This window comes from Acetobacter fallax (genome assembly GCF_011516735.1).
Lineage (GTDB): Bacteria > Pseudomonadota > Alphaproteobacteria > Acetobacterales > Acetobacteraceae > Acetobacter > Acetobacter fallax.
The window spans coordinates 20606-39943 of sequence record NZ_WOSX01000020.1; the positions used below are offsets into that span (position 1 = coordinate 20606).

The window sequence follows — 19338 nt, forward strand, 5'->3', positions numbered from 1 at the left end:
CGTCTCTCACTCCACCGTAACCGATTTTGCCAGATTGCGCGGCTGATCGACATCCGTGCCCTTCAGCAACGCTGTCTCATAGGCCAGAATCTGCACGCCAATCGTCTGGATGATCGGCGTCACAAACGGATGAACCTTCGGCAGGGCGATGGTCTGCTCAGCAATCGCTGAAAGCCGGCCCGCCCCCGCCTCATCCGTGAAGGCCAGCAGCCGCCCACCCCGCGCCTTCGCTTCCTGAAGGTTGGACAGCGTTTTTTCAAACAATGCCCCCGAAGGAATGGTCGCGACAATCGGCACCGTCCGGTCGATCAGCGAGATCGGCCCGTGCTTCATCTCGCCGGCGGCATAGGCTTCAGCGTGAATATAGGAAATTTCCTTCAGCTTCAGAGCCCCTTCCATCGCCACCGGATACACGCTCCCGCGACCCAGATAGAGCACATCCCGTGCCTCAGCGACCACCTCAGCCATTTTCCGGATATCCGCCTGGCGTGAGAAAACTTCCTCAGCCCGGCCGGGAAGATCCAGAAGCGCCGTCACCAGTTCATCCTCACGCGCCGCGTCGATCGTTCCCCGCGCCCGTGCAATCGCGATCGTCAGACACGCCATAACCGTAAGCTGCGCCGTGAAAGCCTTTGTCGAGGCCACGGAAATTTCCGGACCCGCCACCGTGCCGAGCACAACGTCACTCTCGCGCGCCATCGTGCTGTGCTCCGCGTTCAGCACCGAAAGCACCGGAAGCCCGATCCCCTTCAGCGCCCGCAGAGCTGCAAGCGTGTCCGCTGTCTCGCCGGACTGGGAAATCAGCATCCCCAGAGATCCCGGCGTCAGAGGCGGATTGCGATAACGAAGCTCACTGGCCACATCAATATCAATCGGGAGCCGCGCGATTTCTTCCAGCCAGTAGCGCCCCACCATGCCGGCAAAATATGCCGAGCCACAGGCCGTGATCACACCACGCGGAATCGTCGCCAGATCGCACGGCATGTCCGGCAAGACCACTTTGCGCGTCGCCGGATCGATCATCCGCTGCAACGTCTGCCCGATCACCAGCGGATGCTCGTGCAGCTCTTTTTCCATGTAGTGCCGGTAACCATCTTTTCCGACAGCACCCGCAATCAGAGCCGTCGTCTGAATGGCCCGCTCAACAGGTTCGCCGTTCCGGTCAAAGAACTCCGCCTTCTCAGGCGTGATCACAACGCAGTCGCCATCATCAAGGTAAGCAATCCGACGGGTCAGCGGCGCCAGCGCAAGACTGTCCGATCCGAGAAACATCTCGCCATCACCAAAACCAGCCGCCAGCGGCGCACCATGACGCGCCCCGATCATCAGCCCCTCATAACCGGCAAAAATCATCGCAACAGCATAAGCGCCTTCCAGACGACGCAGCGTCGCAAAGGCCGCCGCGCGTGGCGACTGCCCCGCCGCCAGATAGAAATCGACCATCTGCGCAATGGTCTCGCTGTCCGTCTCCGTCTCGAAAACCTGACCGGCCGCTTCAAGCTCAGAGCGCAGCGCCTCGAAATTCTCGATGATGCCATTATGAACAATCGCAACCCGGCTCGTGCCATGCGGATGCGCATTGTTCTCGGTCGGCGCGCCATGCGTTGCCCAGCGCGTGTGACCAATCCCGGTCGTGCCATAAAGCGGCTGCGTTTCCAGAACCGCCGCGAGATTGTCGAGCTTGCCCGCCGCCCGCCGCCGCTCGATGCGTCCCTCGTTCAGCGTTGCAATTCCCGCTGAGTCATAGCCGCGATATTCGAGCCGCCGCAGTCCCTCGAAAACAACAGGCGTTGCAGGACGATGCCCGACGACACCGCAGATGCCACACATCAGCCCTGTTCCTTCTTCGCCCGGAGCGCCGTGCGGAACCGTGCCGCCCACCCCGGCTTGTTCACCTGCATGCCACGCGCAACAGCAAGCGCGTCAGGCGCGACGTCCTGCGTGATGACACTCCCGGCGGCGATCAGCGCGCCGTCACCAATCGTCACAGGCGCCACCAGAATAGAATCCGACCCGATAAAGGTGTTCTCGCCAATCGTCGTGCGATGCTTGAACACGCCATCATAATTGCAGGTAATCGTTCCGGCGCCGATATTACTTCCCGCGCCAATGCTGGAATCGCCAAGATAAGTCAGGTGATTCGCTTTCGCGCCAGCGCCAAGCGTCGTCCCCTTCAGTTCGACAAAATTCCCGACATGGGAGCCCTCGCCCAGCGTGCTCCCCGGCCGTAACCGCGCATACGGCCCCACCAGCGCGCGCGGCCCGACCTCACACCCCTCCAGATGACTGAACGCCCGGATCTCCGCCCCGCTCCGAACCGTCACACCAGGCCCGAACACGACATGCGGCTGAACCACAACATCCGGTTCAAGAAGCGTATCGAATGACAGGAACACCGTTTCCGGCGCCGTCAGCGTCACGCCAGCCAGCATCGCCTCATTCCGCAAACGCCGCTGCACGATCGTCTCGGCCTCAGCCAGTTCCACCCGCGAGTTGATCCCGCGCAATTCGCTCTCAGGTGCCTCGACAGCCCGGACAACAGCACCGTCGTTGCGGGCAATCGCCACAACATCGGTCAGATAATACTCGCCCTTCGCATTGGCATTCCCGACCCTGTGCAGCCATTTCCGGAAATGCCCGGCTTCCGCGCAGAGAACGCCGGCATTGCAGAGATCAACGTCCCGCTCCGCTTCCGTCGCATCCGCCCACTCGACGATTTTCTCCACAATGCCGTCAGAACCGGCGATCACCCGGCCATAACGCCCCGGATCAGCAGGGCGCATGGCCAGCAATGCAAGATCCGTCCGCTCCGCGCCTATACCGGCCCGGCGCGTGGCCAGAAGCCGCGACAGCGTCTCCGGCGTAATCAGAGGATTATCCGCATAAAGCACGGCAACATCGCCATCACCGAACAGGGCTTCGGCCTGAAGCGCGGCATGAGCCGTACCCAGCCGGTCATGCTGAACCACCGTCACATGCGGCGCCGCGAGTGTCACGACATCCTCCATGTCCGGCCCGATCACCACGACCACCCGGTCGAAGACACGGGCCGCGCTGGCGATCAGATGTGAGAGCATGGGCTGACCAGCAAGCGGCTGCATCGCTTTCGGCAACGCGGACCGCATCCGGGTGCCAAGACCCGCGGCAAGGAGGACAGCAGTGGACGAACAGGGAACCTGCGAATTTATCATGGTATTTTCTGCGGTAAGCCAGCGCCGGAACCCTGTCAAACCTCAGGGCTGCCCCAGGCTTTCACTTCGCGTTACGATGATTTTCCGGGCCTGTGACCAGAGAGGAATAAAGACCATGCGACTGGCCGTCTTCGATCTCGACGGAACCCTCGTCGACTCCCTCACCGATCTGGCCGACAGCGTCAACATCCTGCTCCAGGGTTACGGACTTCCGAAGCAGGATGCCGAAGCCGTTCGCGGCATGATCGGTGACGGCGTGGCAGCTCTCGTGGAACGCGCTCTCTTACGATCCGGTATGCCCGCCCCGGAAATCGACAGGACCGAAGCAACCTCCCGCTTCATGGACATCTATGGCCCGCGCGCCACCGAACACTCGCGCCTGTTTCCCGGCACCGGCACCGCTCTCACCCTCATGCGCGATCAGGGATGGACGCTGGCCGTCTGCACCAACAAACCCGTCACAGCCGCCCGCGCTATCCTCGACAGTTTTGGCCTGACGGACCTGCTCTCAGCCGTGAGCGGCGGCGATTCCTTTGCCACGCGCAAGCCCGATCCCGCTCCCCTGCTTGGCACCATCAGCCTCGCCGGTGGTGACCCGGGGCGCACCGTCATGATCGGCGATCACGCCAATGACATCCACGCTGCCACAAGCGCCGGAACCCGCTCGATCTTCGCCGGCTGGGGCTATGGAACCGCCACCTGTGCCGATGGCGCCACAGCCACCGCCACCCGGATCAGTGACGTACCGGACCTCGCGGCACATCTCCTGCCCGAAACCTCTTAATCTCTACGGAACCAGCGTCGGGTCCTTCGTCAGCAGCGCCGTCGCCTTGCCAATCTTCGGATGCTCCATCTCCACCCGCACCGCGACCGGGCCAAAGCCGGGAATCGTCTCAAACCAGATCGACCCGCCATGCTTCTCACGCAGCGTGGATGTCGTGTGGCCTTTGATGAATCCGGCGATCTGGCTACCCATGAAATCACAACGCAGCGCCGGTGCGCTCCATTCCTTCCGAACATCCGGCGGCGATTCCATGCCGGCACTATGCAGAGTCATACGTGTGAGCCGGATACCATCGAAAATATCGACGGTCCCGTCGCAGCGCCCCGTCTGACGCACCTGCGCCAGCACCTTCATCATCGTCCCGAGAATATCGACAGCCGCGTGACGCTGTTCTTCCGAAACCGGCTCGCGATCCGTCTCCGGCGGGTCCTGCAACACAACCTTCGGACCCGACGCCGGATACTCCATGATCACATGCCGTATCGCGTGCCGGCTCCAGCCCGTGCTGTCATAAAGCCGCGGATGCACGACACCGTTCTGCACACTTCCCTGCGCCAGGGTATGGATATTCATCCGCATGAACAGGCTGATCAGGCCGCCGGCATGAGCACTCATGCTGGCCTCGTAATGAGTCGAATCCAGCAGATAATCCGTGCCGATATCCAGCACCGCGAACCAGTGCGAATAAAGCGTGTAAGACAGATGCGTCTTTCCGGCGGGTAATCCACCAGCAACGCCCGCACTACCCCCCGCATCGCTTTGCGCGACAGCCTGCGCCTGAGCCGAAGCCATCCGGAACGCGCCAGTCAGCACGGAACCGGTCAGCACGGAACAGGATAGTAAGAGAAGAAACCGGCGGAACGGGCGAGGCGCCTGCTCCGCCCGACGATCGCGCAGGCCGGTCGTGCCTGCCGTCCGGGTGTTGACCTTTGTCATCCACCGGATTTCAGCACAGCAACGTGGAACACGGCAAGGCAGGTCAGGCCTGCCGGTCGCCCCGATACCCGAGCCGCCCTGACAGTTCCGCGGCGATCGAAACCACAAGCCGCGCCATGAGGTCACGCACCTCACCGGCATTCGCCGGCTTTGGCTGACTGATGCCAAGCCCCCCCGCCGTATGACCGCTCGAATCATGCACAGCCGCCGCAAAACACCAGACGCCGAGATGAATCTGCCCGTCATCCATGGCGTAGCCCTCATTCTGCGCCACCCGGATTTCCTCCATGATCTCTCCCGGCGTGATCGTGCTGTGCGGCGTCGATACAGGAGGCCAGGTCGCCAGAGGGTAAAGCGTCAGCCACTCCCGAAACGCCGCCCGGTTCATCGCGCTGAGCTGCGCCTTGCCGGTCGCTGTATAAACCGCCGGGAGATGCAGCCCGACGCTGTAATGCACGCCAAGCCCCCGCTCGCTTGCCCGGCTGGCAAGATAGACAACCTCATCACCATCCAGGGTGCTCAGACTGACCGTGTAAGGCGCCAGTTCCGGATGGGCTCCCACCACATGATGAAACGCGCCGATCAGATCCTGACGGGAGCTGACATGCGCCGCCCAGTCCAGCAGACGCGGCCCGAGCCGGTAGCCGGAAGCGTGCCCCGCCGCGTGCTCCAGCAGACCGAGTTCCGTCATCACGCCGATCAGCCCGTGCGTCGAGCTACGCGGTAACGCAAGCAGGCGCGCGATCTCCGCGGCATTGGGAGGCGTCTGCTGCAATCCGACAAGATCAAGGATTTTCACCGCACGCCGCAGCGCCGGAACGGATTCGTTGTCTTTCGTCGTTGTCACCAGATGTTCGTCCTTGACGCAGCCCGCGAGAATCGCCTATATCCGAGATACGGGATCGTGTTCAATATAATGAACAATAAGAAACTGAACACGGTCTCGTTGTTTCCTCATAAAGAGGCCCTGATCTCCTCCGGTCTGCCAGGATAATCAGACATACTCCCGGTTCGCCTCGTTCAGAGAAACGATCAGCAAATTCCGGCGCAGACGCTCTTTCCCGCCCTTTCATGAAATGATGATACCGGCCCCCGCCCTTCAGCCGGCGGCAAGCCCGATCTGCTTGATGTCATGGAACTTAAGCTCGGGATTCATCTCCTCGGTCCGCCGCATCATAAACGCGGAACTGGCGAGAAACACCGGATCTCCATCCAGATCATCGGCCATCGATGACCGGTTCGTCTGCGCGAACATATCCAGCCTGTCCCGATTTCCCGTCACCCAGCGCGCCAGTGAAAACGGTGTGGAATCAAAGCCGATGCCAACGCCATACTCGCCCTTCAGCCGGGCCTGGAGCACATCAAGCTGAAGCGTTCCAACCACGCCCACAATCGGCTGCGCGCCATCCTGCGGCCGGAAAAGCTGCACCACGCCTTCCTCAGCCAGTTCCGTCAGCGCCTGACGCAGCTTCTTGGCTTTCATCGCATCGTCCAGACGAACACGCCGCAAAATCTCCGGCGCAAAGTGCGGCACACCCGTGAAGCGAATATCCTCGCCTTCCGTCAGCGTATCGCCAATCCGCAGCGTGCCGTGGTTCGGAATCCCAACCACGTCGCCCGCAAACGCTTCCTCGGCGATCTGCCGGTCCCGCGCAAAAAAGAACTGAGGCGTGTGCAACGCAAATCCCTTGCCCGTGCGCGTATGATGCAGGCGCATCCCGCGTGACAACCGGCCCGAGCACACACGCGCAAACGCAATGCGATCCCGATGATTCGGGTCCATATTGGCCTGAATCTTGAACACCAGCGCCGTCATGCCGGGTTCGTCAGCATGAACCATGCGCGTCTCCGTCGCCTGGTCACGCGGCGACGGACCAAACGCCACCAGCGCGTCCAGAAGATCGGTCACGCCGATCTCCTTCATCGCACTGCCGAAGAACACGGGCGTCAGATGACCCGCGTCAAAGGACTCCCGGTCAAATTCCGGCAGCGCCGCGTCGATCAGCTCCAGATCCTCGCCAAGCTGAACCATGCGCGGGTCAGACTGCTCAAGCGGCTTCGTCGTATGCAGTTCGCGGGTCCGCAGATCATAAGTGCCGACAAAAGTCGCGGCCCGTCCGACAGGCCATGTCGCCGGCGTCGTATCCAGCGCCAGAGACGACGAAATCTCGTCCAGCAGCGCAAACGGGTCCTGCGACTCACGATCCATCTTGTTGATGAACGTCACAATCGGAATGTCCCGCATCCGGCAGATCTCGAACAGCTTGCGCGTCCGGTCCTCAATGCCCTTCGCCGCGTCAATCACCATCACAGCGGAATCAACGGCCGTCAGCGTGCGATAAGTGTCTTCCGAGAAGTCCTCGTGGCCCGGCGTATCGAGAAGATTGAAAACGCAGCCGCCATATTCAAACGTCATGACGGAGGTCACGACCGAAATTCCGCGATCCCGCTCAATCCCCATCCAGTCAGACCGTGTGCGCCGTCGCTCGCCCTTCGCACGCACATTCCCCGCAAGCTGAATAGCCCCGCCCGCGCGCAGAATACGCTCTGTCAGCGTCGTCTTGCCGGCATCCGGATGGGAGATGATCGCAAATGTGCGACGACGTGCAATCGCCTTGCGGATCTCGCCCGGGGTCTCAACCGATGCGGATGCGGTCTGAGTGTCTGTCATGGCGGTATTCATCCTGCGATGGACGGGCGATGGGCAAAGGCACGAAACTCACGCCCTGAAAACGAGAACGCCGGACAGAGAGAGACTCTCCGCCCGGCGCCAGAACGGACCCGGCTGGTAAACAGCCGGGCAGTCTCGCAGGATTTAGCGCGAGTAGAACTCGACCACGAGGTTCGGTTCCATCTGCACCGGATACGGCACATCGGACAGACCAGGACCACGCAGGAACGAGCCTTTCATCTGGCGATGATCGACTTCCATATATTCCGGAACGTCACGCTCGCTGGACTGAGCAGCATCCAGAACGGCAGCAAGCTGCTTGGACTTCTCGCGGACTTCAATCACGTCACCTTCGCGAACGAGGTAAGAAGGAATGTTCACCTTCTTGCCGTTCACAAGGATATGGCCGTGGTTGATGAACTGGCGGGAAGCGAACGGCGTGATCGCGAATTTCAGGCGATACACAACCGCGTCCAGACGACGCTCCAGCAGGTTGATGAGGTTCTCGGAGGTATCGCCCTTGCGACGCACCGCTTCCTCATAATACTTGCGGAACTGCTTCTCGCTGATATTGCCGTAATAGCCCTTCAGCTTCTGCTTCGCCATCAGCTGGACGGAGAAGTCCGAAGGCTTGCCCTTGCGGCGCTGGCCATGCTGACCAGGACCATAGTCACGACGGTTGACCGGGGACTTCGCACGGCCCCACAGGTTGACGCCAAGACGACGGTTAATCTTGTATTTGCTCTCAAGGCGCTTGCTCATAGTGCGCGCTCTGCTTTCATCTTTTGCGACGCAGCGCGGACATCGTCCCCGCTCACACGCAGTGGCACCGGTAGTCCCTGACCAGAATGGTTCAGAGCGGGCGCGTTCCGTATTACCGGCCCCGGGGAGCATGATACCCGCTGGGCCGGCCGGTCCGTCCACTTTCCCGGCAATGGGCCGCGCCTATAAGTCAGGATGTCTTTTCTGTCAATTCCGGAGCCACCTCATTCCCGAGAACCAGAGCGATCAGCCCCGGAAAACGGCCCTCCAGATCATCATGCCGGAGAACATTGATGTGCTCCGTCCCCTGCGTGGTCGTCCGTACCAGTCCGGCTCCGCGCAGCACCCGAAAATGATGAGACATCGTCGAACGGGGCCGGTCCGCGCTCAGAGCCGCGCAGTTCAGTGGCCCCTTCCGTGCCAGCATGCGGACAATATCCAGCCGGATCGGATCCGAAAGCGCATGAAACACCGCACAACTCTCCACGGCGTCGATGGCCGGATGTGTATAACGTTCCATAACCTCCGCCTCTTTATCGGGGCGCCTCTCGCCATGACCATCAGAGTATGACGAAAGAGGCCCGTCGCGGCGAGACCATCATGCCCTGTTGCGACGCACAGATTTGAAGTTCGACAAAATACGAACTATAAAACCCGGCGTATCGACACTCACGAAAGGGCTGCATTGCATGACCTCTCTTTTTGATCCCATCCGCATAGGCGCCATCACTGCGCCAAACCGCATCGTCATGGCACCCCTGACCCGGGGCCGCGCCACCCGCACCCATATCCCAACTCCGATCATGGCGGAGTATTACGGCCAGCGCGCCAGTGCCGGACTGATCATCTCCGAGGCAACCGGCATCAGCCGGCAGGGTCTCGGCTGGCCCTACGCCCCCGGCCTCTGGTCAGACGAACAGACCGAAGCGTGGAAGCCAGTCACGCAGGCCGTCCACGAAAAAGGCGGTCGCATCGTCGCCCAGCTCTGGCACATGGGTCGTCTCGTCCACTCTTCCGTCACCGGGCAACAGCCCGTCTCCTCCTCTCCCGGCACCGCCCCGGGCGAAGTCCATACCTACGACGGCAAACGCCCCTATGAGGAAGCCCGCGCCCTCCGCCTCGATGAAATCCCTGGCCTGCTGGAAGACTATGAACGCGCAGCCCGCAACGCGATGGCAGCCGGCTTCGACGGCGTGCAGATCCACGCGGCGAACGGCTATCTGATCGATCAGTTCCTGCGCAACGGCGTCAACCACCGCGACGATACCTACGGTGGATCACCCGAAAACCGCATCCGGCTTCTGCGTGAAGTCACCGAAAAGGTCATCGCCACCATCGGCGCGGATCGCACGAGCGTCCGCCTCTCCCCCAATGGTGATTCACAGGGCGCCGATGACAGCGATCCCGCCGCCGTCTTCATCCCCGCCGCCAGAATGTTGTCCGAACTCGGAATCGCGTCCCTGGGCCTGCGCGAACCAGGACCCGCCGGAACCTTCGGGTCAACCGATGTCCCGAAACTGTCGCCGCAAATTCGCGAGGTGTTCGACCGGGTTCTGATCCTGAATTCGGATTACACACCTGAAGCCGCGGAAAAAGCCGTCACGTCAGGCCTCGCCGACGCCATCAGCTTCGGACGCCCGTTCATCACCAACCCGGACCTGCCTTATCGCATCAGGGAAGGTCTCCCGCTCACAGAATCGAAGAGCATGAAGTTCTGGTATTCTCAGGGAAGCGAAGGCTACGTGGATTACCCTGCCGACGCCGGCTGATATAAAAAAAGGAAGGACTTTAACAGTCCTTCCCCCTGACAAGACGTCAGATCAGCCCCGGATCAGGACGCGCCTGAATCAGGACGCGACAGCCTCGGATTCGGTCGATTCCTCGCCATACCCCTCGCCCTGCTCTTCACCAGGTCCGGATTCGTTATGCTGAGGCTGATAGACCGGCCGTGATCGCGCAACCCGTTCCTGCCTCTCAGCCTGCGCCTGCTGCGCCGCCTGATTCATGGCGTTCAGAATACGGAAGTAATGTTCCGCATGCTGGAAGTAAGCCTCAGCCGTCACACGATCGCCACCTGAGGTCGCGTCCCGTCCCAGCTGGAGATACTTTTCAAATAGTTGCTGCGACGTGCCGCGAATACGAACCTCGGGGCCGTTACTGTCGAACACATGGTTCCGGTTCAGCGGAATCTGACCATTGTGATGGCGTGTCCCGCCTCCGCTGCTGCCGCTGCTCCCATTGCCCCCAGGCCTGTGATTACGGCTGCGTGTGCGTTTCATATTCATGGTGTTGCCACGACACTTTCCTGTCTGTACGCAGCCAGCATACGCTTGAACTGTTTTGCTGGCTGATATCTCGAAACCTGTGTTTTTCAGAGTTCAGGCTCGGCGCGATCACAAAAGCAAATCGCTGACACAGGCCTTTCTGGTCGCCACTGATGTCTGGGGCAGTTGCTATCAGGCTGCTTACAACCCGATCCGCCGGCAGAAACGTCAGGCGTTCCGGGAGTCTTTGGAGCACAGGCTGGCCACCAGCGCAAGCACAGATATGCTTTCTGTTATGATGAACTGGCGAAGCAGATGCCATTACATGACAAAGACCACTGCCCGCGGATGCCCGCCAGCATCGCAACGCACATCCTCCACCCGCAATCCTGCCGCCCGGCCAAGCGCCGGAACCGTCTCGTCCTGCCCGATTCCGATCTCGAAAATCCCCACTCCGCCCGGGGCCAGCAACCGGCGCAATGCCGGAACCAGAATACGATAATCATCAAGCCCGTCCGCACCGCCATCCAGCGCACTCACCGGCTCATAATCAGCAACATCCCGCATGAGACCAGGAATATCCCCGCTGGGAATATAAGGCGGGTTGGATAAAACCACATCAAACCTGGCTGAAATCGCATTATCCCATCGTCCGGCCACAAAAGAACACCGATCCGACAGACCGTTCGCGCGGGCATTCGCAGCAGCGAGAGCGACCGCCTGCGGAACACGGTCCACACCAAGACCAGTCGCAAGCGTGTATTCGCTCAGCGCCGCAAGAAGCAGGCAGCCCGTTCCCGTCCCCAGATCAAGAACGGACCGCACGCTTCCCCGATCAGGACGCTGCGCCAGAAGAGCTTCGATCAGCGTTTCGCTGTCCGCGCGCGGAATGAGCGTGTCAACCGAAACCGCCAGATCCAGCGTCCAGAATCCGGTCCTGCCCGCCAGATGCGCCACCGGCTCACCCCGCGCGCGTCGGGCCACAAGCTCTGAAAACGCCCCCGCATCTTCAATCGCAGCATCGCCATGGCCCAGTTGCCACCCGGTCGTCATGCCATACGCAATCTCAAGAAGCAGACGCGCTTCCCGACGCGCGCCCTCGATCCCCGAAGCCGCAAGCTCTCCGGTACCCCACGCAATAAAACCGGCAACTGTGCCGGACGATGGCGGGCGCGCTATAAAAGACTCACTGATCATGGCCAGCAGCAGAAACGGAGTCATCATGCTCCTGTCAACGCTCAGTATTGTCAGCAACATGGCCGCAAGGGTGCGGTTTCCGGTTCTGGCCAGACACGCAACAGGTTATAATCATCCTATGATCAAGACGTACAGTGTTGCCGGACGCCGCCTCGCCGCGCTCTCAGCAATCCTCCTCCCGCTCGGAACAGCCTGCGCCACGCCCGCCCTGGCCGGGCAATTCGTTGTCGTTGACGAAAAAGCGCCGCAGGAAATTTCCGAGGTATCGCGCCTTTATGTGGATGGCGAACTCGCCGCCACCTTCATTCTCGACAGCGACACCACGCGAAAGGCGGAAACCATCCAGACCGTGGCAGGTCGTGTCGAACACACCTACGCCCTGTGCGGAGAAATCGTCATCCGTACTCCGGAAGGCAAAACCGAAACACACAATGTCAGCAGCGCCGGCGTCCTGCATAATCCGGACGGTCACGTCTTTCAGGCTCTGGGCTCAGCGAATTTCACCGATTTTTATCTGATCGATCCGAACGACCCGGATGTGGCCCGGCATCACCCCGGTCACGGCGAAGCCTGCGTCGTCGCAACGAGCTGAAGCCGCCGCACCGGACTGCAAAAAAAAGCCTCAGCCCGCCGCCTCCAGATAAGCCGGCAGAACCTCATCCGTCGGCCCGTCCATGACCACCCGGCCCTGCTCCATCCACAGCAGCCGCGTACACCACTTCGCAACGACCTCGGGCATGTGAGAGGACACGACAAGAATTTCAGCCCCTTCGACCAGCCCGGCAATCCGCTGCTCCGCACGCTGCATGAAGGAGGCATCTCCGGCCATGAACCACTCGTCCATGATCAGAATCTGCGGCATGATCGCCGTCGCCAGCCCAAAGGAAAGCCGCACGCCCATGCCGGAACTGTAAGTCTTCAGTGGCAGATCCATGAAAGAGCCCAGATCGGCGAACGTCTCAACATCCTGTTCCACCTCGGCAAGGGCTTTCCCGGAAAGCCCGAAGAAAAGCCCCCTCAGCCGGATATTCTCGCGTCCCGACAGCTCCGGATTCATCCCAAGCGACGTATCCAGCAACGTGCCAATCCGGCCCCGCACCAGAACACAGCCTCCAACAGGCTCATAAATCCCGGCCAGAGCCCGAAGCAGCGTCGTTTTGCCCGCCCCGTTGCGGCCTATCAGCCCCAGCCGCTCTCCGGGCTGCAGCGAAAAACTGACATTCTTCAGCGCCTGAACCGTCACCCGGTTTCGGTTGTCCTGTGCAAACCGACCTGAAAGCTGGCGCCCCATCACTCCGCCCAGCGTCTTCTTCAGACTGCGCGCATCACCGTGATAAAGCGGAAAAGAGATTGTCAGATCTGAAACATCAACGCCTGCCATCGCCGCTTACACCCAATAAGCCAGCCGCGCGCGCATCCGCGCAAACAGCAGAAATGATACAACCCACAGCACAATGCTGTACAGAACCGCCACCAGCCAGATCGAAGGCCGCACAGGTGTTCCCATGAACGGACCCCGGACAATCTCGATCATCGGATAACACGGGTCGAACAGCAGATACTGGCGCCCGGTGTAAATCAGGTCGGGCTTCCACAGAACCGGCGTGATGAAGAACAGAATCTGCATCACACTCCCCATCACCGGCGGTATGTCGCGAAACCGGGCCCCCAGAACCCCCATCAGCAGAGTGATCGCATAGAGATCGGCCGCCCACAGTCCGAGACCGGCCGGAATCTGCCAGTTCAGCGTCGGTTCAATACGAAAAATCACGAACACAAGCGCAATCACGCCAACACTGTGCAGAAACGTCAGAAAATTCCGCACCGTGACCCGCAGCACATGCACGCTGAACGGCATCCGTACCGCATGGATCAGCCCCGCCGATCTGGTAAACGCCGCACATCCCTCAGAGACCGTGCTGTTCAGATACGCCCACAGAATCAGAGAAAAAGACAAAAACGGCAGATAAATCCGTAGTTCGATATGAAACAGCGTTGCATAGAGCACGCCCATCGACCCGACCAGAATCGCCGTCGAAATCGTCATCCAGAACGGACCAAGCATCGACCCGCGATAGCGCAGTTTGATATCCAGCCAGCCCAGCATCCAGCCCAGCCTGAACAGCCCCAGACCCTGCCGGAAGTCCCGCATGGCATGAATGATATGAGCAAGCCCTTTCTCAGGCCGCAGCTCAAGAACAGGCTCCGGCCCCTGCGCCGCGAGCGCAGCCCGCAGTTCCGGCTCGTCCATGACAGCCGACGCAGACGCTCCGGCTCCCGCCAGACCCTCGTTTTCAGCTGCCCCGATCTCCGGTCGTTCGTTCCTGTTCATGCCAGCGCGATAGACAAGCCGACCAGGAATCGCAAGCGCCGCCCCATCAGGCACGCTCCTCCGCCAGCAGTGCCAGCGAAAGCAATGCCGGACTGGCCCGCTCGCCCAGCGCCCTGATCGCCGCGATGCCAAACCAGTCCGCCTCAAGCGCGTCATCGGCCGCAAGCGGCGGCGGCAAAGCCGCCGGATCAGCCACGTGGCACCGCACCGCAACGATCAGATAGTGAAACCGCAGAACCCCGTCCCCGTCGCGATGGATAGAGTCAAAAACCGAGAGCACATCATCGCCCCGGGCCTCGATCCCGGTCTCCTCCGCAAGCTCCCGCGCCGCCGCCGCCAGCATCTCCTCGCCCGGTTCAATCTTTCCACCCGGAAAACCCCACAACCCCGCATCCGGCGGATTGGCGCGACGAACCAGCAGAAAGGCTCCGTCACTTTCCCGCTTCAATACAGCAAGAACGCCCCCGCGCGGGCCTGAAATACTCATATCACCTCAGTCACTCTCAATTTCGTCCAGTCTGTCCAGATCACGCAGTCCCGGAAACAGACGCATCCACAGCACCGTTACGATCAGCGTGCCGACCCCTCCCAGAACAACAGCCGGCACCGCGCCTATGGCACTGGCCAGCATGCCGCTCTCAAATTCGCCAAGCTGATTGGACGATCCGATAAACAGCATATTCACCGCCGAAACGCGGCCCCGCATCTCATCCGGCGTCCCAAGCTGCACCAGCGCGCCCCGGACCATCACACTCACCACATCCGCCGCCCCGAGCACCATCAATGCGAACACCGACAGTGGAACCGAGTGTGACAGACCGAATACGATCGTCGCCACACCAAAAATCGCCACGCTCAGAAACATCACCCGGCCCGCACGGCGATTGAGCGGCCACCGCGTCAGGATCGCCGCCATCAGCACCGCCCCGATCGCCGGTCCAGCCCGCAGCAGGCCAAGTCCGATGGAGCCCGCATGCAAAACCGTGTCCGCATAAAGCGGCAGCAATGCCGTCGCCCCACCCAGCAGAACCGCAAACAGATCGAGCGAAATCGCTCCCAGCATCGCCGGCTTGCGCCGCAGGAACGCAATGCCACCAAAAACGGATTGCAGCGTCACCGGCTGCTTTGGCCGCGCCGTGAATCGCAACTGCATCAGCCCGGTCGCCACAGCCGAAGTCCCGAACGCCACCGCACAGAGCGCGTAACAGATATCCGCGCCGAGCCCGTATAACACACCGCCCAGAGACGGCCCGGCAATGGACGCCACCTGAAACAGTGAAGACGACAGCGCCGCCGCTTTCGGAAACAGCGCCGCCGGCACCAGCGACGGAAGAAAGGTCTGCTGCGCAGGCATCTCGAACGCGCGGCAGGCCCCAAACACCATCACCATAGCATAAATGCCCCACGGACCGAGAACATGCTCGAAAGAGGCCACCGCCATCACGGCAGCCGAACATGTCTCGATCAGCTGGCAGGTCATCACAATACGACGCCGGTTAAAGTGATCCGCAACATGGCCCGCCGGAAAAATCAGCGCCACCATCGGCAGAAACTGCATCAGCCCGACAAAACCGAGAGCCGCCGCGCTATGTGTCAGTGCATAAATCTGCCAGCCCACGGCCACGGCCTGAACCTGCGAGGAAAACGCCGCCACATTCCGGCCTACAAGACAGGCCAGAAGGCCCGGCTGGCGAAGCAGGGCCGTTTCAGTGATCGTTTGCTGAGACATGCCGCCGTCTCTAGCAGGCCACAGGCTTCCTGACACGGGGGAGACGGATCAAAGGCAACACCAATCATGATCCGCGTTGCAAATGAACCACCGGAAGGGCAATACGACCCTTTATTATCCCCGCATGAACGGCCCTGAGCCGCGCTTCAGAGACCAACGGAAAGGCTTCGGCAAAAGTTATGGCGACCAATTACGCAACAGTGACATGGGACCAGCTCCACCGCGATGCCCGCCTCCTCGCCGAGAGCCTCATGCCACGCGGTCCGTTTAAGGGAATCGTCGCCGTCACCCGCGGTGGCCTCATCCCCGCCGCCATCATCGCCCGCGAACTGGACTGCCGTCTGATCGAAAGCATCTCCGTCGTCACCTATCATAATGAGGAAGAAAAGAGCGAACCGACGATCATCAAAGACGCCGAAGCCGCCGGAGACGGCACAGGCTTTCTCATCATCGATGATCTGGTCGATTCCGGTATCACTGCGCAGGTCGTCCGCAAGCGCCTGCCAAAGGCCCTCTTCGCCTGCCTTTACGCCAAACCCAGCGGCAAGCCTTTCGCCGATCTCTTCGTTGTCGAGGTCCCGCAGGACACCTGGGTGCTGTTCCCATGGGATACGGCCCCGCTCTTCGTGCCTCCCCTCGCCCGAAAATCCACTCTCCCGACGGAATAAAAATCAAAAGCCGGCGCGGTCACCCTCTGCCTTCCGCGGGCAAGGCTCTCTTGTCGTTGCGTATTTATCTGTTATTTTTCAAATGACTGGAAGAATTTCGGGCTCTGCCCGAACCCGGAAGGGGTCGCGGACCCCTTCACCCCAATCTGTTGATCAATAAGCAGGTTTCCAAAGGTCTGCGACCTTTGGTGGGTTCCAGGGCAAAGCCCTGGGAAGGAGCCAACACTTAATGACAACAGAGCCTTTGGCAGGCACGGTTCGAAGTAGTCAGATCTGCGCGATCCCGGCTCCGTAACCAGGCAACCGTCTCCCCTGAGCCGACACCGGCAGAGTCAGTGCAGCACTAACCCCAAAACCACTGCATCCTGCCCGGCCACCCGACTGTTAGCAGGAGCCCTGCGCCCTGCTCAGCACCGTGAAAAATACCCTGACGACGAAAACACCGCCCCATGCGTGATCCCATCTTCGGTCCGGACAATGTCCTTCCCGACGTCACCGCCAGCGGATCGCACGCCCTGCACTGTCACAGACAACGCCGGCACCCCCAACGATGGCGCCCCGGACTCCCCCTGATCATCGATATCGCCAGCATACCGGAAATCCCGCATGTTCCCGGTTTTCATCAGCACCGGCATCAAGCCCGCCGCACCCTTCCCGGATCTGGCCTCTCCCTGCGAGCCAGTCACCCGAATCGTACCGTAACCGCCCTGACCCACGACAAATCCACCGGCCTGAGCGCATGCGAAACATACAGGGATGCAGCGCAAACAGCCCTTTCCTGTCCAAACAGCAATTTTTGCACCGCATCAACGAATTGGGACTTGCCAGCGAGGCATGAGCTACTTAAACACCGCACCTGTGTCGGGGCGTAGCTCAGCCTGGTAGAGCGCCTGCTTTGGGAGCAGGATGTCGCAAGTTCGAATCCTGTCGCCCCGACCATTTCGATACGATGACGTGACTGCAGCGGAGACAGCGAGCATGACGGCACGGATCTACAGACAGCCTAAGGCCGCCGGTCAGTCAGGCTTTCACGGAACCCATACCTGGATCCTTGATTACGGGCAGTCCGCTCAGCGGAACCCGGATCCTCTGATGGGCTGGACCGGAAGCAGTCGCGATACGCAGTCGCAGGTTCGTTTGCGTTTTGACAGCAGCGATGACGCCGTGGCTTACGCCAGAAAACACGCTATCCCATATGACCTCGAACAGCCTCCGGCTCCGCATGTTCGCAAGCCAAAGGTCTATGCCGACAATTTCGCCGTGAACCGCGTCGAGAACTGGACGCACTGATCCGCGATTGCCGGCCCGTATAAGACCTCTTGTCTTTCCGGTCGGAACCCCCGATAAAAGCCCCGCACGGGCCGAAAGGCCCCGCTGCGCGCCCTTAGCTCAGTTGGATAGAGCAACAGCCTTCTAAGCTGTGGGTCACTGGTTCGAATCCAGTAGGGCGCGCCAAAATCACTTATAAATCAACGAAAAGCCCATCTTTGACGACTGGTCAGGGCTAATTGTCGTAAGCAACAGCTTTTCCAAATAAGCACAGTCTAAACACACAGGACATGGTCAACAGCGGATCGCGTCTGCCTCCTGTGACCCCCTCATACCGTTACGTGCGACTTCGTCAGTAATCCTGTGCCGTCGACAGGAGGATAATTTTCTGCTGTAGTTTTGCACTGTTTACTACGTCCGAAAGATCAGATTTTACTATCATTCAGGTCCTGCCCCGGAAATCTTCGGAATTTGGAAATAATGACCAGTATTTGTTCAAAGTCTGAATTCGACGATATTCTTCAGGAAATCGGAGAGGGTGTCCCTGACAGTGTCCAGTATACAAAAATGTCGGAAATGATACTTGAAGTTCCGGAATCAAGTGCTCTGACCGGCATGAATCCATTTTTGCCAGACTACAAAGAAGCCGCGATGGAGCTATACCTTCTGCTGCGCGGACGACAGGATCAGGGATATCAGCCGGACCGTGACGAAGCGACACCCCATGTTCTGCCGGAAAACATCTGGTCCGGATTAGCCCCATGGGGATTCAGAGACGCCCGGCTCGTATCCGAACATCTCTACTCATGGGGCCACATCTTTGCCCATCTGGATCTCGAACCCGGAGGCTCCGTTCTCGAATATGGCCCCGGCAGCGGGCAAATGATCCTTATGCTCGCACGAATGGGATACAAAGCATTCGGCGTCGATATCGGGAAAATGGCCATAGACGGCATAAACGCACAGTCGTCCCATCTCAATCTGTCAGTCGATGTCGAATGCGCGGAATTCGGAGAAGGCTTTGAGGGACAGAAATTCGACCGCATCATATTTTATGAGGCCTTTCATCACGCGTTCAATTTCGATGATCTTCTGATCCGCCTGCATGATCGCCTGAACCCCGGCGGACGCATCATCCTGTGCGGCGAGCCAATCGTGCCACACACAACACCCGGCATCCCTTTCGCCTGGGGACCACGCCTTGATGCTCTCTCCGTTTTTTGCATGCGGCGGTTCGGATGGATGGAACTGGGATTTACCCACGATTATTTCATGAAAATAGCCGGAATTACAGGCTGGTCCGCAACCCATTACCCCTTCGCGCAATGCGGCAGAGCGGCCGTCTATGTTCTCGAAGAAACGCCGGTCAGATCGTCCGCGGCAAACTATCTTCTCGAAAATGCCCGTCTCAAAGCAGCCCTTCAGGACAAGACAAACACCCTGGCCTCGATGTACCAGTCAACATCGTGGAGAGTCAGCAAGCCGCTACGTGATATCAAAAAACTTCTTCGGAATATCAGGTGATTTTAAAAAAT

General features: G+C 60.1%; 20 protein-coding genes and 2 tRNA genes. 8 read left to right on the forward strand and 14 right to left on the reverse strand.

From position 1 onward, the window contains the following. Positions 1–6 precede the first annotated feature (6 nt). Positions 7–1830, reverse strand: a complete 1824-nt coding sequence (gene glmS / locus GOB85_RS10905; RefSeq protein ID WP_173577544.1) for a glutamine--fructose-6-phosphate transaminase (isomerizing) — start codon at positions 1828–1830, stop codon at positions 7–9. Further along, the gene (glmU, locus tag GOB85_RS10910; RefSeq protein WP_173577543.1) at positions 1830–3191 is read right to left on the reverse strand and encodes a bifunctional UDP-N-acetylglucosamine diphosphorylase/glucosamine-1-phosphate N-acetyltransferase GlmU; all 1362 of its coding nucleotides are present in this window, start codon (positions 3189–3191) and stop codon (positions 1830–1832) included. Before glmU ends, glmS begins: the two co-directional genes overlap by 1 nt. 115 nt (positions 3192–3306) lie before the next feature. Between glmU and GOB85_RS10915 the strand changes: the two genes are divergently transcribed. Further along, on the forward strand, positions 3307–3975 hold the full coding sequence (locus tag GOB85_RS10915; protein WP_173577542.1) for an HAD-IA family hydrolase: 669 nt from the start codon (positions 3307–3309) through the stop codon (positions 3973–3975). Positions 3976–3978: 3 nt separating this feature from the next. On the opposite strand, the gene GOB85_RS10920 is transcribed toward GOB85_RS10915, so the two are convergent. The 5 genes from GOB85_RS10920 to GOB85_RS10940 form a co-directional block, all read right to left on the reverse strand. Then, positions 3979–4911, reverse strand: a complete 933-nt coding sequence (locus tag GOB85_RS10920) for a DUF3108 domain-containing protein (RefSeq protein WP_173577541.1) — start codon at positions 4909–4911, stop codon at positions 3979–3981. A gap of 43 nt (positions 4912–4954) precedes the next feature. Continuing rightward, positions 4955–5758, reverse strand: coding sequence for an IclR family transcriptional regulator domain-containing protein (locus tag GOB85_RS10925; RefSeq protein WP_173577540.1), 804 nt, complete (start codon positions 5756–5758; stop codon positions 4955–4957). Positions 5759–6010: 252 nt separating this feature from the next. Then, complete coding sequence (locus tag GOB85_RS10930; RefSeq protein WP_173577539.1) at positions 6011–7582, reverse strand: peptide chain release factor 3; 1572 nt, start codon at positions 7580–7582, stop codon at positions 6011–6013. A 144-nt stretch (positions 7583–7726) separates the two neighbouring features. Next, the gene (rpsD, locus tag GOB85_RS10935) at positions 7727–8344 is read right to left on the reverse strand and encodes a 30S ribosomal protein S4 (RefSeq protein WP_173577538.1); all 618 of its coding nucleotides are present in this window, start codon (positions 8342–8344) and stop codon (positions 7727–7729) included. 190 nt (positions 8345–8534) lie between these two features. After that, the gene (locus GOB85_RS10940; RefSeq protein WP_173577537.1) at positions 8535–8864 is read right to left on the reverse strand and encodes an ArsR/SmtB family transcription factor; all 330 of its coding nucleotides are present in this window, start codon (positions 8862–8864) and stop codon (positions 8535–8537) included. A gap of 169 nt (positions 8865–9033) precedes the next feature. Here GOB85_RS10940 and GOB85_RS10945 point away from each other — a divergent pair, with 169 nt between their 5' ends. After that, a complete protein-coding gene (locus GOB85_RS10945) occupies positions 9034–10113 on the forward strand; it encodes an alkene reductase (RefSeq protein WP_173577536.1) in 1080 nt (359 codons plus the stop codon). 78 nt (positions 10114–10191) lie between these two features. Here the strand turns inward: GOB85_RS10945 and GOB85_RS10950 are convergent, their stop codons facing one another. Together GOB85_RS10950 and prmC are read right to left on the reverse strand one after the other, a co-directional pair. After that, complete coding sequence (locus GOB85_RS10950) at positions 10192–10623, reverse strand: DUF4167 domain-containing protein (RefSeq protein WP_242011450.1); 432 nt, start codon at positions 10621–10623, stop codon at positions 10192–10194. 306 nt (positions 10624–10929) lie between these two features. After that, positions 10930–11832, reverse strand: a complete 903-nt coding sequence (gene prmC / locus GOB85_RS10955) for a peptide chain release factor N(5)-glutamine methyltransferase (RefSeq protein WP_242011451.1) — start codon at positions 11830–11832, stop codon at positions 10930–10932. On the opposite strand from prmC, the gene GOB85_RS10960 reads away from it, so the two are divergent. Further along, positions 11831–12397, forward strand: a complete 567-nt coding sequence (locus GOB85_RS10960; protein WP_242011452.1) for a hypothetical protein — start codon at positions 11831–11833, stop codon at positions 12395–12397. The genes prmC and GOB85_RS10960 overlap by 2 nt on opposite strands. A gap of 30 nt (positions 12398–12427) precedes the next feature. Here the strand turns inward: GOB85_RS10960 and GOB85_RS10965 are convergent, their stop codons facing one another. Genes GOB85_RS10965 through GOB85_RS10980 form a run of 4 tightly spaced genes read right to left on the reverse strand, consistent with a single transcriptional unit; the run spans position 12428 to position 15866 of the window. After that, entirely contained in the window at positions 12428–13186 is a 759-nt protein-coding gene (locus tag GOB85_RS10965) for an ABC transporter ATP-binding protein (RefSeq protein ID WP_173577534.1), read from the reverse strand. 6 nt (positions 13187–13192) lie between these two features. Then, entirely contained in the window at positions 13193–14191 is a 999-nt protein-coding gene (locus GOB85_RS10970; RefSeq protein ID WP_338421713.1) for an ABC transporter permease, read from the reverse strand. Continuing rightward, entirely contained in the window at positions 14184–14624 is a 441-nt protein-coding gene (locus tag GOB85_RS10975; RefSeq protein WP_173577533.1) for an NUDIX domain-containing protein, read from the reverse strand. The genes GOB85_RS10970 and GOB85_RS10975 overlap by 8 nt, the downstream gene beginning before the upstream one ends. A 6-nt stretch (positions 14625–14630) precedes the next feature. Next, positions 14631–15866: an MFS transporter gene (locus GOB85_RS10980; protein ID WP_173577532.1), complete on the reverse strand. Its 1236-nt coding sequence runs from the start codon at positions 15864–15866 to the stop codon at positions 14631–14633. A 179-nt stretch (positions 15867–16045) separates the two neighbouring features. On the opposite strand from GOB85_RS10980, the gene gpt reads away from it, so the two are divergent. Continuing rightward, positions 16046–16534: a xanthine phosphoribosyltransferase gene (gene gpt, locus GOB85_RS10985; RefSeq protein WP_173577531.1), complete on the forward strand. Its 489-nt coding sequence runs from the start codon at positions 16046–16048 to the stop codon at positions 16532–16534. Positions 16535–16941: 407 nt separating this feature from the next. Here gpt and GOB85_RS10990 read toward each other — a convergent pair whose 3' ends face one another. Then, on the reverse strand, positions 16942–17301 hold the full coding sequence (locus tag GOB85_RS10990) for a hypothetical protein (protein WP_173577530.1): 360 nt from the start codon (positions 17299–17301) through the stop codon (positions 16942–16944). A gap of 95 nt (positions 17302–17396) precedes the next feature. Here GOB85_RS10990 and GOB85_RS10995 point away from each other — a divergent pair. The 4 genes from GOB85_RS10995 (at position 17397) to GOB85_RS11010 (ending at position 19327) form a co-directional block, all read left to right on the forward strand. Further along, a tRNA-Pro gene (locus GOB85_RS10995) sits at positions 17397–17473 on the forward strand. A gap of 39 nt (positions 17474–17512) precedes the next feature. After that, positions 17513–17824, forward strand: coding sequence for an ETC complex I subunit (locus GOB85_RS11000; protein ID WP_173577529.1), 312 nt, complete (start codon positions 17513–17515; stop codon positions 17822–17824). Positions 17825–17912: 88 nt separating this feature from the next. Beyond that, a tRNA-Arg gene (locus GOB85_RS11005) sits at positions 17913–17989 on the forward strand. 294 nt (positions 17990–18283) lie between these two features. After that, a complete protein-coding gene (locus GOB85_RS11010) occupies positions 18284–19327 on the forward strand; it encodes a class I SAM-dependent methyltransferase (RefSeq protein ID WP_173577528.1) in 1044 nt (347 codons plus the stop codon). Positions 19328–19338 lie beyond the last annotated feature (11 nt).

Excerpts from the sequence above, each read along its gene's own strand:
- GOB85_RS10980 (WP_173577532.1), bottom strand. The coding sequence starts at position 15,866 with ATGTCTCAGCAAACGATCACTGAAACGGCCCTGCTTCGCCAGCCGGGC.
- GOB85_RS11000 (WP_173577529.1), top strand. The coding sequence starts at position 17,513 with ATGACGGCACGGATCTACAGACAGCCTAAGGCCGCCGGTCAGTCAGGC.
- GOB85_RS10975 (WP_173577533.1), bottom strand. The coding sequence starts at position 14,624 with ATGAGTATTTCAGGCCCGCGCGGGGGCGTTCTTGCTGTATTGAAGCGG.
- GOB85_RS10915 (WP_173577542.1), top strand. The coding sequence starts at position 3,307 with ATGCGACTGGCCGTCTTCGATCTCGACGGAACCCTCGTCGACTCCCTC.
- glmU (WP_173577543.1), bottom strand. The coding sequence starts at position 3,191 with ATGATAAATTCGCAGGTTCCCTGTTCGTCCACTGCTGTCCTCCTTGCC.
- glmS (WP_173577544.1), bottom strand. The coding sequence starts at position 1,830 with ATGTGTGGCATCTGCGGTGTCGTCGGGCATCGTCCTGCAACGCCTGTT.
- GOB85_RS10950 (WP_242011450.1), bottom strand. The coding sequence starts at position 10,623 with ATGAAACGCACACGCAGCCGTAATCACAGGCCTGGGGGCAATGGGAGC.
- GOB85_RS10945 (WP_173577536.1), top strand. The coding sequence starts at position 9,034 with ATGACCTCTCTTTTTGATCCCATCCGCATAGGCGCCATCACTGCGCCA.
- GOB85_RS10960 (WP_242011452.1), top strand. The coding sequence starts at position 11,831 with ATGCTCCTGTCAACGCTCAGTATTGTCAGCAACATGGCCGCAAGGGTG.
- prmC (WP_242011451.1), bottom strand. The coding sequence starts at position 11,832 with ATGATGACTCCGTTTCTGCTGCTGGCCATGATCAGTGAGTCTTTTATA.
- GOB85_RS10930 (WP_173577539.1), bottom strand. The coding sequence starts at position 7,582 with ATGACAGACACTCAGACCGCATCCGCATCGGTTGAGACCCCGGGCGAG.
- GOB85_RS11010 (WP_173577528.1), top strand. The coding sequence starts at position 18,284 with ATGACCAGTATTTGTTCAAAGTCTGAATTCGACGATATTCTTCAGGAA.
- GOB85_RS10965 (WP_173577534.1), bottom strand. The coding sequence starts at position 13,186 with ATGGCAGGCGTTGATGTTTCAGATCTGACAATCTCTTTTCCGCTTTAT.
- GOB85_RS10920 (WP_173577541.1), bottom strand. The coding sequence starts at position 4,911 with ATGACAAAGGTCAACACCCGGACGGCAGGCACGACCGGCCTGCGCGAT.
- GOB85_RS10940 (WP_173577537.1), bottom strand. The coding sequence starts at position 8,864 with ATGGAACGTTATACACATCCGGCCATCGACGCCGTGGAGAGTTGTGCG.
- gpt (WP_173577531.1), top strand. The coding sequence starts at position 16,046 with ATGGCGACCAATTACGCAACAGTGACATGGGACCAGCTCCACCGCGAT.
- rpsD (WP_173577538.1), bottom strand. The coding sequence starts at position 8,344 with ATGAGCAAGCGCCTTGAGAGCAAATACAAGATTAACCGTCGTCTTGGC.